The organism is Rhizobium sp. K102 (assembly GCF_022385315.1).
Classification (GTDB): domain Bacteria; phylum Pseudomonadota; class Alphaproteobacteria; order Rhizobiales; family Rhizobiaceae; genus Rhizobium; species Rhizobium croatiense.
Genome location: NZ_CP092436.1, coordinates 1,711,484 through 1,727,856 on the forward strand (window position 1 = coordinate 1,711,484; position 16,373 = coordinate 1,727,856).

At 60.1% G+C, this 16,373-nt stretch carries 18 protein-coding genes, 2 tRNA genes and 1 pseudogene; 7 read left to right on the forward strand and 14 right to left on the reverse strand.

Annotated elements, in window-relative coordinates; translation table 11 throughout:
• Nucleotides 1–36: 36 nt before the first annotated feature.
• From exoR to MHI61_RS14390, 7 genes are all read right to left on the reverse strand, one after another.
• Nucleotides 37–831, reverse strand: a complete 795-nt coding sequence (gene exoR, locus MHI61_RS14360; RefSeq protein ID WP_239792488.1) for an exopolysaccharide production regulator ExoR — start codon at nt 829–831, stop codon at nt 37–39.
• Between the two features lie 19 nt (nt 832–850).
• Nucleotides 851–1,315, reverse strand: coding sequence for a hypothetical protein (locus MHI61_RS14365; RefSeq protein WP_239792489.1), 465 nt, complete (start codon nt 1,313–1,315; stop codon nt 851–853).
• A gap of 238 nt (nt 1,316–1,553) precedes the next feature.
• A complete protein-coding gene (locus tag MHI61_RS14370) occupies nt 1,554–2,819 on the reverse strand; it encodes an OmpP1/FadL family transporter (RefSeq protein WP_239792490.1) in 1,266 nt (421 codons plus the stop codon).
• Between the two features lie 401 nt (nt 2,820–3,220).
• The gene (locus tag MHI61_RS14375; RefSeq protein WP_239792491.1) at nt 3,221–6,064 is read right to left on the reverse strand and encodes a valine--tRNA ligase; all 2,844 of its coding nucleotides are present in this window, start codon (nt 6,062–6,064) and stop codon (nt 3,221–3,223) included.
• 117 nt (nt 6,065–6,181) lie between these two features.
• A complete protein-coding gene (locus tag MHI61_RS14380; protein ID WP_239792492.1) occupies nt 6,182–7,051 on the reverse strand; it encodes a DUF2497 domain-containing protein in 870 nt (289 codons plus the stop codon).
• Between the two features lie 364 nt (nt 7,052–7,415).
• A complete protein-coding gene (locus tag MHI61_RS14385) occupies nt 7,416–8,081 on the reverse strand; it encodes a protein-L-isoaspartate O-methyltransferase (RefSeq protein ID WP_239792493.1) in 666 nt (221 codons plus the stop codon).
• Between the two features lie 468 nt (nt 8,082–8,549).
• Nucleotides 8,550–8,623: transfer RNA gene (locus MHI61_RS14390), tRNA-Cys, on the reverse strand.
• A 261-nt stretch (nt 8,624–8,884) separates the two neighbouring features.
• Between MHI61_RS14390 and MHI61_RS14395 the strand changes: the two genes are divergently transcribed.
• Nucleotides 8,885–9,223: a KTSC domain-containing protein gene (locus MHI61_RS14395; RefSeq protein WP_239792494.1), complete on the forward strand. Its 339-nt coding sequence runs from the start codon at nt 8,885–8,887 to the stop codon at nt 9,221–9,223.
• A 54-nt stretch (nt 9,224–9,277) separates the two neighbouring features.
• On the opposite strand, the gene MHI61_RS14400 is transcribed toward MHI61_RS14395, so the two are convergent.
• Together MHI61_RS14400 and MHI61_RS14405 are read right to left on the reverse strand one after the other, a co-directional pair.
• Nucleotides 9,278–9,565, reverse strand: a complete 288-nt coding sequence (locus tag MHI61_RS14400) for a hypothetical protein (RefSeq protein ID WP_239792495.1) — start codon at nt 9,563–9,565, stop codon at nt 9,278–9,280.
• A 96-nt stretch (nt 9,566–9,661) separates the two neighbouring features.
• Nucleotides 9,662–9,979 (reverse strand): PGPGW domain-containing protein, encoded by a 318-nt coding sequence (locus MHI61_RS14405; protein ID WP_239792496.1) that lies wholly within the window; start codon nt 9,977–9,979, stop codon nt 9,662–9,664.
• Between the two features lie 117 nt (nt 9,980–10,096).
• Here MHI61_RS14405 and MHI61_RS14410 point away from each other — a divergent pair.
• Nucleotides 10,097–10,171, forward strand: a tRNA-Asn gene (locus tag MHI61_RS14410).
• A 119-nt stretch (nt 10,172–10,290) separates the two neighbouring features.
• On the opposite strand, the gene MHI61_RS14415 is transcribed toward MHI61_RS14410, so the two are convergent.
• The 3 genes and pseudogenes from MHI61_RS14415 to MHI61_RS14425 form a co-directional block, all read right to left on the reverse strand.
• Complete coding sequence (locus tag MHI61_RS14415; RefSeq protein WP_239792497.1) at nt 10,291–10,593, reverse strand: hypothetical protein; 303 nt, start codon at nt 10,591–10,593, stop codon at nt 10,291–10,293.
• A gap of 386 nt (nt 10,594–10,979) precedes the next feature.
• The gene (locus tag MHI61_RS14420) at nt 10,980–11,183 is read right to left on the reverse strand and encodes a CsbD family protein (RefSeq protein WP_183838687.1); all 204 of its coding nucleotides are present in this window, start codon (nt 11,181–11,183) and stop codon (nt 10,980–10,982) included.
• Between the two features lie 141 nt (nt 11,184–11,324).
• Nucleotides 11,325–11,505, reverse strand: a pseudogene (locus MHI61_RS14425) (hypothetical protein).
• A gap of 305 nt (nt 11,506–11,810) precedes the next feature.
• On the opposite strand from MHI61_RS14425, the gene MHI61_RS14430 reads away from it, so the two are divergent.
• The 4 genes from MHI61_RS14430 (at nt 11,811) to MHI61_RS14445 (ending at nt 14,041) form a co-directional block, all read left to right on the forward strand.
• A complete protein-coding gene (locus MHI61_RS14430) occupies nt 11,811–12,020 on the forward strand; it encodes a hypothetical protein (protein ID WP_239792498.1) in 210 nt (69 codons plus the stop codon).
• Nucleotides 12,017–12,286, forward strand: a complete 270-nt coding sequence (locus MHI61_RS14435; RefSeq protein WP_239792499.1) for a hypothetical protein — start codon at nt 12,017–12,019, stop codon at nt 12,284–12,286. The genes MHI61_RS14430 and MHI61_RS14435 overlap by 4 nt, the downstream gene beginning before the upstream one ends.
• A gap of 195 nt (nt 12,287–12,481) precedes the next feature.
• The gene (locus MHI61_RS14440; RefSeq protein WP_239792500.1) at nt 12,482–13,402 is read left to right on the forward strand and encodes a hypothetical protein; all 921 of its coding nucleotides are present in this window, start codon (nt 12,482–12,484) and stop codon (nt 13,400–13,402) included.
• 270 nt (nt 13,403–13,672) lie between these two features.
• Nucleotides 13,673–14,041 carry a low affinity iron permease family protein gene (locus MHI61_RS14445; protein WP_239792501.1) on the forward strand — a complete coding sequence of 123 codons (369 nt, stop codon included), beginning with the start codon at nt 13,673–13,675 and terminating at the stop codon, nt 14,039–14,041.
• On the opposite strand, the gene MHI61_RS14450 is transcribed toward MHI61_RS14445, so the two are convergent.
• A complete protein-coding gene (locus tag MHI61_RS14450) occupies nt 14,038–14,442 on the reverse strand; it encodes a low affinity iron permease family protein (RefSeq protein ID WP_239792502.1) in 405 nt (134 codons plus the stop codon). The two genes, MHI61_RS14445 and MHI61_RS14450, sit on opposite strands and share 4 nt — an antisense overlap.
• A 159-nt stretch (nt 14,443–14,601) precedes the next feature.
• Nucleotides 14,602–14,901, reverse strand: a complete 300-nt coding sequence (locus MHI61_RS14455; protein WP_239792503.1) for a DUF6074 family protein — start codon at nt 14,899–14,901, stop codon at nt 14,602–14,604.
• A gap of 193 nt (nt 14,902–15,094) precedes the next feature.
• Here MHI61_RS14455 and MHI61_RS14460 point away from each other — a divergent pair, with 193 nt between their 5' ends.
• On the forward strand, nt 15,095–16,363 hold the full coding sequence (locus tag MHI61_RS14460; RefSeq protein WP_239792504.1) for a glycerate kinase: 1,269 nt from the start codon (nt 15,095–15,097) through the stop codon (nt 16,361–16,363).
• Nucleotides 16,364–16,373 lie beyond the last annotated feature (10 nt).

Sequence of the window (16,373 nt, forward strand, 5' to 3'; positions counted from 1 at the left end):
ATTGCAAACGCGCGACAGGGCGCTGCATAGCAGGCTTCAGTCGGAGCCGCTCGCGATGGCGTGCGAGAGCGATACCGCCGTGCGGCGGTCGGCCTCGTTCGCAACCGAGAAAGCCTGCTCCTGCAGCGCTTCCATCCAGCCGCAGTCTTTGGGTTTGCAGCGGTCGAGAGCGGCGGTCATCAGCGCGAGACCGCGGGCCGTCTGGCCTTCGTCGAAGAGAATATTTCCGAAAACCGCCATGGCGCCGGGATGGCCACTCTTGCGCGCCTGGTTCAACCACTTCTTCGCCTGCTGCGGGCTGGCATTGCCGCCCTCGCCGGCCAGCATCATCTGCGCCAGCTGGAACTGCGCCTCGGGAACGCCAAAGGTGGAGGCCACCTGGAAATAAAGCTGGCGTGCCTGGGTGAGATCGATCTTGACCGGGCTGCCCGAAATGCCGTGCTTGTAGTAGTTGGCGAGCGAGAGAAGCGCGTTGACGAAGAAGCCGGTGTCTTCCGAGCCGGGTTCGACACCCTGCTGGGCAATCTCACTGTAGATCTTGAAGGCTTCGAAATCATCCTGGGTCACGCCGTCGCCGTCGGCATACATATTGGCGAGCGCCCAGCGCGAACCGGTATGGCCTTTTTCGGCGGCGTATTTGTAAGCTTCGACCGCCTCCTCCTTCTGTCCGTTTTTATAGGCCTTGAAGCCGAACTTGAAGAGGTCGAAAGGACCGGATTCCTTGCTGACGTCGCTTTTGATGTCGAAAGCGCGAACCGGGCCGGACATTACCAACGCGATCCCTAAGCCCATCAGCATGAATTTAAACAATTTGAACTCGGACGTTACCATTTCAACCGATTTCTTTCGTTCATCGCAGGCAGCCGGCGCCGGCGCCGGGCAGACCGTGGATGTATTCATTCGAGGCGAGCGATCCCGCGGCGAGCTCCATGGCTCCTTTGCCCGCGTCGCATCCAGCCCATTGGCCTTTTCCGAAAGGCCGAATTCTCAGCATATCATCTAGAACCACCCGGCTCCCGGCATGGCTCGACTGCAATTTGCCTGGCATTCCCGTGGCAGGCGCGGCATCCGCCTTCCTGCCCTTATTGCTTTCGTAAACAGCAAATGTGACGAAACCAGTGTCGGCTTCTCCGCCAAAGCAGCGCCGCTCAGGCGCGCGGGTCGAAAAAACCGGCATTGGATGAATCGACAACTTCATTGCAAGGTCTGATCTGCGGCCGGAACAGCCTTGTTCAAAAAGCGAAACGGCCGCAATCGAACGACTGTCGCCAATCGCGTCGCATGATCTGGTGTTGCCGGAAAAAAATCGACCCATGCTACTCTTTACACGCACCTTCAGTCTGCCGTCTCGTCGCCTGCCAATAGCGCTGCGCCCTCTTTGTGGCGGGAAATAGACAAAATCGCCCCGCCACCACCATACGCCAACCGTCGTAAAAAAGTGTTGCTGAATCGTCACAAATTCGGCGCGGGAATAGTATGAATAAGTATGATTAACGGGAGCAAAAATAGAAGAGCCCGGCAGGGCCGGGCTTTCAATTCTTCAAATCGGAGTATTAGAACTTGACCTTTAGGCTCGTCGACAGTGCAGTGACCAGATCGTTGCCGAAGGAATAGGAGACATCATCTCCATATGTGACCCCGCCCTGGGTCACAACGCCCGACGAACCGCTCGTCAACAGACCCACGGCGCCGGCGATCCGCCATTCGATATGTTCGGTCGGCGTATAGGCTGCACCGACACCCAGCGTCCAGCTGTCCGTCTGCGCGCCATAACCGTGGCTGGTGCCGCGGTCCCATGTCAGGCTGACCGCGCCGGCCCACTGATCGTTGAACTTGTGGCCCACGCCGCCGGAGATGGTCCAGCCGTCACGATAGAGAAGGTCGAGCGAAGTGAGCTCCGTAGCGCCACCCGCTGTGCAGGCGGCCAGGCCCTTTGTCGATTTCGGGCAGAAAGCCACGGACTGGAGGACGCTCCAGTTCGTCCATTTGACCGATCCGAAGGCGAGCCAATCCGGAGCGATGCCGCTCTGCAGTTTCAGTTCAAGCGAATCAGGCGCTTCGGCGGAACCGAAAACCGGCGTGACCAGACCTCCATATGTCGGCACAACGGGGACCTGACGGAGATCAACAGTGCCGGTCAGATTATCGTACTTGACGCGGCTGTTGTAGACGAGGCTCGCGCGCATCGCATATTCCGGAATCTCGTAAGCCAGACCGGCGCGCCAGCCCCAGCCGCTATCGTCGAGATCGAGGCGGCCAATGCCGGTGCCGGTGCCGAGCAGAAGCGGAAGCGTTGAAACCAGACGTTCCTTGAAGCCCTCGACTTCCTGATAGAAGGCGCCGCCAATGAAGCGAAGCTGTCCCGGGCCGACGTCAAAGCGATAGGAGCAAGTGCCGCCATAGTTGCGGGTTTTGATCTCCGTCTCGATATTGTTGTTGGCGCCAGCCCAGTTCAAACCGGGATCGGAATGCCCGCCGAAGGGCTCGGAATAGTCGACGAGGCAGTCGATCGTATCGGCGAAGCCGGCTTTGAAGCCGATATAGGGAATGGTGTAATTCGCCGTCTCGTCGGCGGTGTCCGAGCGGGTGTTGAGATTGCCACCCCCAGTTAAGACGGAGGTATTCGTGTCACGGACGTCCTTCAGCTTGCGCTGCGGTGTGACGTAGGTCACACCTGACTGGAACGAGAAAGGCGACGTATCGAACAGCTGATCGATATTGTAGCCGCCGCGCTCCAGGCCGCCTGCGAAGGCCGGCGATGCGAGCGACGAAAGAAGAACGAGCGACGTTACGCCCTTGGAAAACCTACGCGATGCCATTGTGTCTCCCCCACTCCAGCAATTGATGTGACGCCACTCTAGTAAGTGTTCGCCTGACATGGCAACGCGCCCCACGGCAGCGCTCCCGGGCATTGTAGTGGCCAACTTACGTAAAGAAATTGACGGACACGTCAAAAAATCTGGTTAATAAAATTTTATTCCAGAGTTGTTGCTTTTTCGCGGATCTTTTGGGTTTTCATTCCAAACATTGCGGAAGCTGTATCAATCCGACAACAGTAGCAGTTTTCGCCCGCAGGATGCCCGTGGAGCCACAATCCACAGGCTGAGCGCCTGAAATCAGCTCCTTTCAGGACCGAATCAAGTAGGCGCCCGGAACGACAAAAGACGCGACCGAGGTCGGGCGCGTCTTTGAAATAACTTACCGAAATGGGCGGTGAAACTTATCCGGCTTCGCTCACCCTGGAAAGGGCGATCTTCAGGCTCGCCATCTGCCCCTTCAGTTCCTCTAAACGCTCGCGCTCAGCCTCGACCACTTCGGGATTGGCATTGGCGACGAACTTCTCGTTGGAGAGCTTGCCGTCGATGCGTGACATTTCGCCTTCCATCTTGGCAATCGCCTTTTCGAGACGAGCCTTTTCGGCGGAGAGGTCGATCAGATTGCCGAGCGGCAGGCAGACGGTCGCCTCGGCGACGACGATCTGAGCTGCTCCCTTCGGCGCATCGTCGGCCAGCGATATCGCCTCGACACGCGCGAGGCGCTTGATGGCGGCGTCGTGGCGGAACAGCCGTTCGCGCGTCAGGTTGTTGGCCTTGACGACGACGAGCGGCGCTGTCGCCGACGGCGGCACGTTCATTTCGGCGCGCACCGAGCGGATGCCGGAGACGAGGTCGATCAGCCAGTTGATCTCGTCGGCCGCGGCGTCGTCGGCATAGGAGGGCGCCGGCCATTCGGCATGGCAGACCAGCGTATCGCGCTCTTTGCCTTCACCTGCCGTGTGCGCCCAGAGCTCTTCCGTCATGAAGGGCATGAAGGGATGCAGCAGCTTGTAGATCTCTTCGAGGATATAGGCGCTGCAGGCCTGGGCTTCGGCCTTGGCGCCCGCATCCTCGCCGTTGAAGACCGGCTTCAGCAGCTCGAGATACCAGTCGCAGACTTCGTTCCAGACGAAGCGGTAGAGAGCGCCGGCGGCATCGTTGAAGCGGAAGGCTTCAAGCGCTTCCGTTACGTCACGTTCCGTACGGGCAAGCTCCGTCAGGATCCAGCGGTTGATGGTGAGTTCGGCCGCCTCCGGCACGAAATGCGGGTCGCTCCTGGCGCCGTTCATCTCGGCAAAGCGCGTGGCGTTCCAGAGCTTGGTGCCGAAATTGCGGTAGCCGGCGATGCGGGCCGGATCGAGCTTCACGTCGCGGCCCTGTGCGGCCATGATCGCCAGGGTGAAGCGCAGCGCGTCGGCGCCGTATTCGTCGATCAGTTCCAGGGGGTCGATGACGTTGCCTTTCGACTTCGACATCTTCTGCCCGTTCTTGTCGCGCACCAGCGCGTGAATGTAGACGGTATGGAAGGGTTCGACGGGATCGCCATTGTCGTCCCTCATGAAATGCAGACCCATCTGCATCATGCGAACCACCCAGAACGGGATAATATCGAATCCGGTGACCAGAACATTCGTCGGATAATAGCGTGCAAGTTCCGGCCTCTGCTCGGGCCAGCCGAGCGTCGAGAAAGGCCAGAGCGCCGAAGAGAACCAGGTGTCGAGCACGTCCTCGTCACGCGTCAGGATTTCGCCGGGCTTGAAGTTTTCGAGCAGGTCCTCGACATAGGCCTTCATCGGCCCTTCGTGCGAGAGGTAATGCTGGATCGCCGCCTGCAGCGCCTCTTCCTCGGTCTTTTCGACGAAGACCTGACCGTCGGGACCATACCATGCGGGAATCTGATGCCCCCACCAGAGCTGGCGGGAAATGCACCACGGCTCGATGTTCTCCAGCCAGTTGAAATAGGTGTTTTCCCAGTTCCTGGGAATAAACCGGGTTCTTCCCTCGCGAACGGAATCCAGAGCAGGCTGCCCCAATGTCTTGTTGTCGACAAACCATTGTTCCGTCAGCCGCGGCTCGATCGGCACGCCGCCTCGGTCACCATGCGGGACCATATGCTTATGCGGTTCGATCTTGTCGAGGAGGCCGGCCTCTTCGAAGATCTCGACGATGACCTTGCGCGCATAGAAACGGTCCTGCCCTTCCAGGCGGTCCCAGGCGCCGTGGAGTGCGGCAGGATTGTCGAGGCCCTCGAGGAAATCCTCATTGTCCTTGATTGCGATGGTGCCGTCGACGTTCATGACGTTGATGGCGCGCAGCTTGGCACGCTTGCCGACGTCGAAGTCATTGAAATCATGGGCCGGCGTGACCTTCACCGCGCCCGTGCCGGCCGTCGGATCCGCATAGGAATCGGTGACAATCGGAATCTTGCGGCCGACGATCGGCAGGATGACATGTTTGCCGACGATCGGCTTGTAACGCTCGTCTTCGGGGTTCACGGCAACGCCGGTATCGCCGAGCATCGTCTCCGGCCGCGTCGTCGCGACGACGATATAGTCACGCGTCTCGAATTCGGTCGGCTTGCCTTCCTCGTCGAAAGCGATCGGGTATTGATAAGTGACACCCGGCTCAAGGGGATAACGCAGATGCCAGAGGTGGCCCTTCACCTCGTGCTGCTCGACCTCCATGTCGGAGATCGCCGTCAGCAGCTTGGGGTCCCAATTGACGAGCCGCTTGTCCTTGTAGATCAAGCCTTCCTTATAGAGCGTGACGAAAACCTCGAGAACCGCCTGTGACAGTCCTTCATCCATGGTGAAGCGTTCGCGGGACCAGTCGCAGGACGCGCCCAGGCGCTTCAGCTGGTTGAAGATCAGGCCGCCCGATTCCGCCTTCCACTCCCAGATCTTGTCGATGAAGGCCTCGCGGCCCATTTCGCGGCGGCCAGGCAACTGCTGTTCCATCAGCTTGCGCTCAACGACCATCTGGGTGGCGATGCCGGCGTGATCCATGCCCGGCTGCCAGAGCACGTCCTTGCCGCGCATGCGCTCGAAGCGCACCAGGATGTCCTGCAGTGTGTTGTTCAGTGCGTGCCCCATGTGCAGCGAACCGGTGACGTTCGGCGGCGGGATCACGATACTGAAGGTCTCGGCCCCGGGCTTGGCGTTCGTGCCGGCGCGGAAGGCATCCGCTTCATCCCATTTGGCGGCGATTTTCGGTTCGACGGCAGCGGAATCATAGGTCTTGTCGAGCATTTTCTGACCAATTTCGAGGTTCGAGGATGGGCGTTTGTAAATAGGATGGCCACGGCCAAGTCAATAAAAAAGCCGCCCCGGAGACCGGAGCGGCTTTTCCAGGAAAAAGCAATCCGATCAGCGGCGCGGGCCGCGCGCCACGCGTTCGATTTCCTCGCGCACCAAGCGCTCGACCAGCGTCGGCAGATTATCATCAAGCCATTCGCGCAGCATCGGGCGCAGCATATCCTCGGCGATTTCGTCCAGCGAGCGGCGTTCCGCACCGTCGATTGCCGCGGCGAGCTCCTCGAAGGAGCGGCTGATCTGCAGGCCGGCATCTTCCGAAAGCAGCGTCGGCTGGACCTCCTCGACGACGCTCGGCAGGAAACGCTCGGTCGACGAACCAGCGGGCTCCAAAGCCGGCGGCGCCGGTTCGAGGGCGGCGGCCGGCTCGGCGACAGCGACCCGCGGCGTTTCGACAAATGCCGGCTCGGTTGGCTGCGGAGGCGCAACAGGGGGAACGGGTGCGGCGGCGGCCGGGAAAACATACTGTGCCGGCTGCGGCTGCGGGACTGCGGCGCGCGGCGGTTCCGGCATCACGGTGGGCTGCGGTTCGGGCTGGCGGAAGCCGCTCGGAATTTCGCGCAGGGCTTGGCCGGCCTGCACGGCGCTGCGCTCGGAAGCGGCACGCACACGGGCGGCGACATCGGCAAGCGACAGCGCGCGGGCCGGCGCTTCTGTCTCGGGGGCAGTGCCGGCCGAATTGGCGGCGACAAAACGCGGATCGGAAGAGCGCATGGCCGGTTCGGGAAACTCCACGCCGGCATAGGTGTCATCGACCGTCAGATGGATCTCGGAGCCGTTTACGTCCTCATCGGCGCCGTAAACCGGCGGCAGGGATGCGGAAATCGCCTTGCCGGCGCCGGGTTCATTGCTTTCGATGATCTGGCGGATGGACGCCAGAATTTCTTCCATGGACGGTTCACGCGCTACACTTGGCTGAGCCATATCTATCCCCGTTATCCCAAAACAACGACCGGATGGTGTGGAGCGTTCATCCGAATCACCACGACCTTAGAATACCCCAGACTTGAAAAAAATCATCGCGAATCAAATGAATGCGGCCATGCACAGTTTTGTTACCCAATGATTGCCGTCGGCAATTCGCGGCCGAGGCGTCAGGATAAATGATGTTTGTGAAGGGTTTCCGGCAGCGCGAACGAATCCGCCCGAAAATCGGAATCGATCTTGAGGGCGGATGCGTCGATTCAAACTGTCACAGCGTCCTTTGCACGCCTGAAAAGACAGGCGGCACGCAATAAAAACGGGCGCCATCGGCGCCCGTCGCTGAAATTCACCGAGGAAAACAGCGTCAGAAAACGAATTCGCGCGCCTTGGCAAAACCCGGCAGCGGCTTGACCGAAGCGTTGAAGAAGACATTCTCCGAAATGGCGCCGCGCTCGGCGACGAAGACTTTTGCGCGGGCGGCATTGCCATGACCTTCGACGGTGACCAGACGGCCGCCATCGCGCAATTGGCCGAGAAGAGCGGCCGGAACTTCCTCGACCGCGCCATTGATGAAGATCAGGTCATAGGGAGCGCCAGCAGCATAGCCCTTTTCGAGCGGGCCGGTCACGACTTCCACCTTGCCGTAGCCGGCAAGCTTTGCCTTCGCCTCGGCGGCCAGCGCCTCGTCGCATTCGAGCGCGATGACGGAGCCGGCGATGATCGACAGCAGCGCCGACGTGTAACCGGTGCCGCAACCGACTTCGAGTACGAAATCATCCTTGCTGATGGCCGCCAGTTGCAACAGCTTGGCAAGTGGCGAAGCCTCCATCAGGAAGCGGGCCGGCTTGCCCGGGGCGGCAGCGGAGATCTCGACGTCGTTGTCGACATAGGCCAGAAGCTTTGCCTTCTCCGGCACGAAAGCCTCACGCGGCACCGTGAGAAACGCCGTCAGCACGGAATGCGAGGTAACGTCCGTCGTGCGAACCTGGTTGTCGACCATCTTTGCGCGCGCAGCTTCGAAATCCATCATGTCCTCTCGCTCTTGAAAAGCGGTTCCTGTCCCCCGTCTCTTAATCCCCGACACGGATGCTTTCAAGGCTTGGCAGCCGTCGGCGAAAAGAATCCGGCGGACGCCTCTTTCGCGCCACAGGAGGGGCAAGACGCTGCAGCCCAAACGTAGAATCCCCTGTCCCTTCATGGTATGATTTGTAGCGGAGGAAATAGGAGGAGCAGGCCATGTCTGCGATTTTCGAATATCTCACGCTGTTCGATTTCTTCATCCTCGCAGCGCTCATCGGCATCTTCTGCTGCGGGCTGCTGGACGGTGAAACGACCTGAGGTTCGCGCGCTCCGGCATGGCTCTGACGGCGCCGGCCACAATCTCATGCGGGCCGAGGCGGGCAGCGCACGCCGCTTGAAAATAAGCTGGAGCGAGCGGCGCGCGATCGTCTCGAAATTATCGAGGTTTCACAATCATTTATCAGCGGTGGGGAGATATTGGAGGCCTCGCCCGGAATTGAACCGGGGTACAAGGATTTGCAGTCCTCTGCGTCACCACTCCGCCACGAGGCCTCACACGCTCATCATCTGAGCCGTGGCGAGCGTTTAGAATGATCGTAAGGAAATCGCAAGAGGGCATTTTGGAAAAACGCCATTCCGCGGCAGCCGAGAAGACCATTTTTCCATCGCGGGATGGGCCCCGGCCCAGGCTGAAACTTCCTCTCGGCGATCACGCCCTGTTTCGAACCAACCACAGCATTTGAACCAACTCTTAACTTGACTTGGAACGCCTGCCCGCCATCTTTCGCCCCGGGAGGGTATAGGAGCTGCTGTATGGAATGGGCTGCCCTCAAGTCAAATCAGGGACGTGCGGCGTATAATGCCGAAACCGGCGATCTCCGCGTAAAGTTCTCCGGTTCCGCGGCGGTACGACATGCCGACATTCCGCCGCATGTTTACCAGAACCTGCTGGAAACGAACGATCCGCATTTCTATTACCAGTACTATATCGCGCCATCGCGCGTCTCGCCGGCTCGTCGAGGGCCGATCGCAATGATCTCCTACGGACTGAAGCTCGTTCTGCTTCTGGCCGCCTGCAGCCTGTTAATGGCGACCGACCTCGATCCGGGCCATGGCGGATTTTTCGAGGAAAGCCAACTGAGATCGAATTAGAACCGCATGCGCCCGGATCCATGCGTCTCGATCCCGACAGCCGGCAGGGCGCAATCAGGCAACGATGCTGACCGTCGCAAGCGAGGTCCTGCTCCGGGACCGGTAGCGGCGATCATCCCGGCCACGGTCGTTCTCGCCATCGCGCTCATTGCGGCCGTTAAAATTGCGATAGTTGCGAGGCCCGCTATAGCCGCCGCCCTGGCCTTGGTCGATGACGCAACCTTCCGGACGGCGGCAGATACCGCTGGCATCAAATCCGCTGCTGTCGACGGGCTGGGCTCCGGCGGAGCTTGCCGAAAGAATCGCCGCCGCTGACAGGACGACAATCAAGAACACCTTCATTACCTCACCCCGGACGATCGTGGCGCGTTTGGAGCTCCATAAATCACGAACACAAAAAGCGATCCACAGTTCCGCGGAGCTCTGCGGCGACCGCCGTCATCCGGCCGGCCCTCGCCGCCTGTGCCACCAGACGGCCAGCCGGCGCCGAAGCCGGCGCGCTATGGGAAGATCATGCGAGAGCACCAAGAGGCCGAGCGGCAGCATCCAAAAACCGAGGATCGGAAGAAAGCCCAGCAAGCCGCACAAGACGAGGGCCATGCCGATTGCCATCCGCCCGATGCGTGAACGCGGCATACCGATGCTGAAGGAGCCGAGTATAAGCCTGTGGCTTGCGTGATCGATGCCGAAGCGCCGTGCCTGTACCCTGCGCTTCTCGCTGCCCTTCCTGTCCTGGAGATCATCCCTATTTGTCATTTCCCAGAGATGGGCATAGGCCACCCAAATACAAGTTCATTTCATTTTTTTGAAAAAACCGCTTGGCAAATCGGGCAAGCATTTGTATTAGCCCACTCACACCGCGCCAAGCAGTGATCCCTGGTAGCTCAGCGGTAGAGCATTCGACTGTTAATCGACAGGTCGCCGGTTCGAATCCGGCCCGGGGAGCCATTTTTCAAGTAAGCGTGTTTTTGTTGACAAATCCGAAAGCAGGCGCTTTTCCCCACTTTCCATCCGTTTTAGACCGCCGGCATTCGCGTCGACGGCTCAAGTGGCCCGGGCACTCCCAGCTAAAAATTGAAATACACACTCACACCTGACCGACGGCGGGGGTAATAGTCGCGATAGCCGTAATAGTCGCGATACCGCGGACGGTAGCAAGAGTCGTAGTACCGGCAGTCGCGGTGAGCGTACCGGCGTTTCTTCCAGTGGCCGTACGCATGTCCATTACCATGACGACGGTGTTTGATCTGCTCGACGTCGGCGGTGTGCATAGCTACCGCTTTTGGCACTGCGATCGGAGTGGCGTTTAGCGGCAGAGCGAAACATGCAGCCAAGACTGTCGCTGCGACTGCGGGGAAAAGCTTGTTCATCGGCGCATCCTTTCAGCCCGCGAGTTCTGGGTTAACAGGCATTAACCTAACATGAACGGCTCTCCGCCGTGGACTTTCCAGAAAGAGATCGGCCGGCGCGATGCGGGCCCTAACTATCACCGGTGCGAGTAGCGAAGATCCTCAGTCCGAGACCGGAACCTTGCAGCCGCCCTTTCGTTAAAACAGTAGGATCGCACGGTGTTCCTCCGTGTGATTCGTTTGTCAGAACTTGCCCCGTCTCGGCGGGGCTTTTTTTGGGTTTGGCGCTCACCGCGCTCGCGGAACGGGGCAGGTCCCAGCAAGTTTGAACGTCGAAAGCCTTTTGGATAGGCGCGGCAAATCACCGGACCGAAGACCGACGGAGTCCCCTGCCCGGTGCATGCCGATTACCAAGTCTGGCGACTATACCAGTCATCGATATCTTTCTTGGCACGGTCTTTCTCGTAGCCGTAGCGCTCTTGGATCTTGCCTTCGAGCTGATCGCGCTTACCATCGATGACGTCAAGGTCATCGTCGGTCAGCTTGCCCCACTGCTCCTTGACCTTGCCTTTCATCTGCTTCCAGTTACCTTCGACGCGGTTCCAATCCATGGTTATTTCCTCCTATCGTCAGAATAGAGGAACGGAGGCGAACGATAAGTGTTCCGCTTCGTCGGGCTGCCGACCATTGCAGGATCGACATTCGTCTACACGGTATCAGGACCGGCATCAGATTTGGAACCGGTACTGCCGCTAATAGCTGCACGAGCGGCCGTCGCCAGGTCGGAAGCCGTCGGCACAGGCCGGGTTCATCGAGTTCTCCCGGTTGATATCCGGACGCCGAGCCATAGGAATTCGGCGGCGTCGAGCAGGCGGAGGCAATGGCGGCAACAGTGATTGCTCCGGCGACTGCAATTGCCCGAAATCTGTTCATCGATGTTCTCCCATTTCCGCTGTGACCCAATCGCGAGAGCTTTCCCCATGAATAAGGGGAGAGTTTTCCAGGGCTCATCGCCGCGTCCAAATCATCCTGCGCCTAAAGATATAGGCGCTCTCTCAACCGACGTTAGTTCCAGCCGCGCAGATTCTCTCCGTCCGTTCGACATTGCGTGCGAGCAGCCGCTATTGGCTACTGCATCGCGAGTTCCTGCTTGACTCGAAGGACAACCAGAACATAATAGGAACATCGGCGCGGCGGCAGATAAAAACCTTAGTGGAGTTCTAAAGGAGATCGAGGTCGTGCGTCCGCAGACAGCTGAGAAACTGGCAGAAGAAGCGCTGAGAGGAGAAGTCGACGCAGTCGTCGCTTTTCACGATGGGGACATTCGTGCCGCCATGACGACGCTGTTGCTGGATTGCCGTCATCTGCGACTTCTGCTTGCCCTTGGCGACAAGGGAATGAGCCGCGGCATGACAGCCGAGCGGACAACCGATGTCGAAGGGCTATGAAACATCGTCGCGGCATCGGGCTGGCACCCCCTGATCACCATGCCGTCGAAATCGACAAGGTAACGCTGAGAACCTTACCGCAGTGGTTCGTCATTTATGCCCGTTGCCGCGCATGCCGGCGCCAAACGCTTATCGAGCGGCGGGACGTTGCCCGGCGCTGTGGCCAGGACCTGTCTCTCGCGGAGCTCGCCAAGCGCCTCAAATGCCAGCGATGCGACAACCGTTCCGGCAATCTGCTGTTCCTTCAGATGCTGCCCCGCGATTGAAAGAGCCCGCCGTTTCGAAGCGACTCCGGCGTCGGCCGGGAACAAACACCGCGCATAAAAGTTGTGTGGCATCAACCACGTAACGTCGACTTTGACAGGAGGTCTCTCATGGGTCGCGGTATTCTACTTTGGCTGCTCGGTGTCCCACTGCCTATCATCATTCTTCTCGCTTTGTTTATGCGATAGGAGCGGATCATGTCGGTCTCAATGACAGGTTCCGGAGAGGTTGCTGCTCCGGTCGAATCTTCCAAATCTGCCATGACATGGGGACCTATCTTTGGCGGCGCGGCCGCCGCCATCGGGGTGACTCTCATCCTTCTGCTTCTGGGATCCGGGCTTGGGCTAACGATGGTGTCGCCCTGGTCGGGGCAAAGCAGTTCGCTCGGCACACTTGGCATCACGGCGGCGATCTGGCTTGTGGTCGTGCAATGGCTCTCCTCCGCACTCGGGGGCTACGTTACCGGCCGCCTGCGCACAAAATGGGCGGCCGTCCACACCGATGAGGTTTTCTTCCGTGACACCGCCCATGGCTTCATCAGCTGGGCTCTGGCGACGATCTTTGTCGCCGGATTCCTTGCCTCGTCGCTGACATCGCTGGCCGGCGCCGGCGCGCAGGCGGTAGGATCGGCCGCGCAAGCCGTCGGCTCGACTGCCGCTGCCGCCGGCACGGCAGCGGCGTCATCGGCAACATCGCCCCTGGATCTCTCCACCGCCTATTTTACCGACGCCTTGCTGCGTCCTGATCAGGCGCGTGCGGCGGCGCCAGAAAACGATGCTGCGGCAACATCGGAAGTCTCCCGCATCCTCCTCAACGGCGCCGCCGAGGGGCAAATTCCCGATGACGACAAGGCCTATCTTGCCACCATCGTCTCTGCGCGGACCGGTCTTCCCGAAGCAGATGCGCGCGCCCGCGTCGACACGGTGCTGAAGCGTATCGACGACGCCAAGGTCGCCACGCAGAAAGCTGCCGATGAGGCACGCAAGGCCGCCTCCACCACGGCCTTGCTCGGATCCTTGTCCCTTCTGGTCGGCGCTTTCATCGCCGCTGCGGCCGCGGCTCTCGGGGGATCGCAACGCGACGAGGAGGAAGATCTCATCGTCAAGTCCCGGGTATAGAGATCGAATCGGACGGGGGCGCGAGCACAACGCCACGCCCCCGTTTATGGCACACCGGCCGACACCGACTGGCGGCGGCGATCGGACCGACCGCCTTCATGAAGCGGCTCGATTTCGCACTGTGTTGGCATATGGCCGATTGGTTTCGACCTTGCAGGACAAAAGCGTGCAGCGGCTTTTTCGTAACGCCTGCAAAAAACGACCCCTTAGAAGCAATGGACACTGCTCCGATCTGCGCCATCTTCTCCTGCAGGGGCTGTGGAGAGCCGTATGCGCTGGCGCTTTCGACAGATTTCTGACCTCTCCTGGACAGGGCATCGTGCGATCCCGGTCGCGCTGATCGCATTGGCTGTCACATGGACGGCCGTCGGCTTGAGCTTTTCGTTTCCACGGCAATGGTTTTTGCTGACCAACATGACCGCGACACTGATCACGTTCTTTCTTTTGCTGCTGCTGCAACACTCTCAGAATCGGGACATGAAGGCGCTTCACACCAAGCTCGACGAACTGATCCGATCGAGCGAGGCGGGAAACCACTGGATTGCGGCCGAAAAGAAAGACGCTGACGCCATTGAAGGCATGCGCGAGCAACACCAAGACCAGATTCGCAGGAGCGGGCCCGAACAGCGATGCGTTTAAAATGACGTCTCTGAAGCGGATTTTTCTTCCGCCTTCTCCTCGACGTGTTCGGCCTTTTCAGCAAGGGTCTTGCTCATTTCCCTGAGTTCGCCCTCGTCCAGCTTTTCGATGCCGACAAACTTATTGGCGGCCTGGCTTGTCAGAATAAGCTCATCAAGCTTGGCCTGCAGAGCCTTTCCGTCGCGGTTCTGGCTGTTCTGCAGCACAAACACCATGAGGAAGGTAATGATCGTAGTCGTCGTGTTGATCACCAGCTGCCAGGTTTCGGAATAGTCGAAAAAGGGTCCGGAAACCGCCCAGACAAGCACCAGCATCAAGGCCGCGACAAAGGTGAAGGGCCTTCCCGACAGCTCGGAGACGGTGGTTGCGAAGGAAGAGAAGAAGTTGGATTTGTTGGACATTTGCGAAGGCTCCCGCGGCGTCAATGCTGTCAATCGACAACATCAACTCCACATCTGCGCGGAAGTTCCTTGTGCCCTCGCAGTCGATCCAGACGGCGACGGCAGCCTCAATCCGCCAGATTGCCGCTCAGGCGCACTGCGGTTTTCGGACGGCATGCATCAGCGTTTCTGAGATTTGGCGATCGCCTGCTTTTGATGGCTAAGGACGAGCTCGATCTGCACATCTTGCTGAAACTCCAGCACCTGCTGACCGACGTCGCTCTCCGCAATGCCCGCGGCCAACAGCTGGTCGGCCAGCCTGCGGCATTCAGCCTTCCAGAATTCGATCGCGTCCGCACCATGACGCCGGCCGAGTTCGCGGGCGCAGCGCTCGATATTGGCAATTCCGGTTCCGGAGGGAAAGGCAATAACCTTGCCTTCATGAGAGGCGGCAGGGCGGCGGGTCATTTCAGTGGCCATCGAACACAGGTTTCCTTTGATCCTATGTGTTGTCTACGGGACGATGGTTAATGCTTTCTATTCGTTCGCCTGGTTCGACGGCAAGACTTGGCGCCGCACGGGTCAAATCGCCTCGTCTTCGACCTTGACGGCAGCCCACCGTTGCGCCGACAGTCCCCGCCGTGATCGACACCTCAGCCAGCAGAGACCAAGGATGACAATAACCGCCGCCCCCCGCGATTTCCTGACAAGCCTGTTCGACGCGGCGGTTCGCGCCGCCGATCCGCTGACCGGCATAAAGGCCCGCCTGCCGGAGAAGCCGAAAGGCAGAACCGTGGTGATCGGCGCCGGCAAGGGCGCGGCGCAGATGGCGCAGGCGCTCGAAAGCGTCTGGGACGGACCGCTCGAGGGACTGGTGGTCACCCGATATGGCTATGGCTGCGACACCCGCCACACCGAGATCATCGAGGCGGCCCACCCGGTGCCCGATGCCGCGGGACTTGCTGCCGCAAGGCGGTTGATGGAAACCGTGAACCGGCTGACGGAAGACGATCTGCTGATAGCCCTGATCTGCGGCGGCGGCTCGGCGCTGCTCCCCGCCCCGCCGGAGGGGCTGACCCTTGAAGACGAGATCGCACTCAACGAGATGCTGCTGGCTTCGGGCGCGCCGATCTCGGCGATGAATGTCGTGCGCAAGCATCTCTCCACCATCAAGGGCGGGAGACTGGCAGCGGCGACGAAGGCGAGGGTCGTCAGCCTGATCGTTTCGGACATTCCGGGCGACAATCCCGCCCATGTCGCCTCCGGGCCGACGGTGCCCGACGGTTCGACAAGGCACGAGGCCCTCGAGATCATCAGGCAATACGGCTTGCAGCTGCCGCAGGCCGCCCTTGATCATCTGAACTCCCCGAAGGCCGATGCGCCGCGGCCGGATGATCCGGTGTTTTCACGGCACGAGCACCACATCATTGCCTCGGCCGGCGTATCGCTGGAGGCTGCTGCCGCCCTGGCCAAATCGCAAGGGATCGAATCGGCGATCCTTTCGGATGCGATCGAAGGTGAATCGCGCGATGTGGCGCTGGTGCATGCTGCGATCGCCCGCGAGGTGCTCGGCCGGAACAGGCCTTTTGCGAAGCCGGTCGTCATCCTGTCCGGCGGCGAGACGACGGTGACGCTGCGGGCCAAGGGCGGCAAGGGCGGGCGCAACGGCGAGTTCACCCTCGCCATGGCGCTCGCGATCGATGGACAGCAGGGCATTCATGTCCTTGCCGCCGACACGGACGGCATCGACGGTTCGGAGGACAATGCCGGCGCCTTTGCCGATGGCGGAACGATCAAGCGCCTTCGCGCCGCCGGTCTCGATGCGCGCCGGCTGCTCGACGGCAATGACAGCTATTCGGGCTTTGCCGCCGTCGGCGATCTCTTCGAAACCGGGCCGACCGGAACCAATGTCAATGATTTCAGGGCTATCCTGATCGCTTGAAACCCGGCGA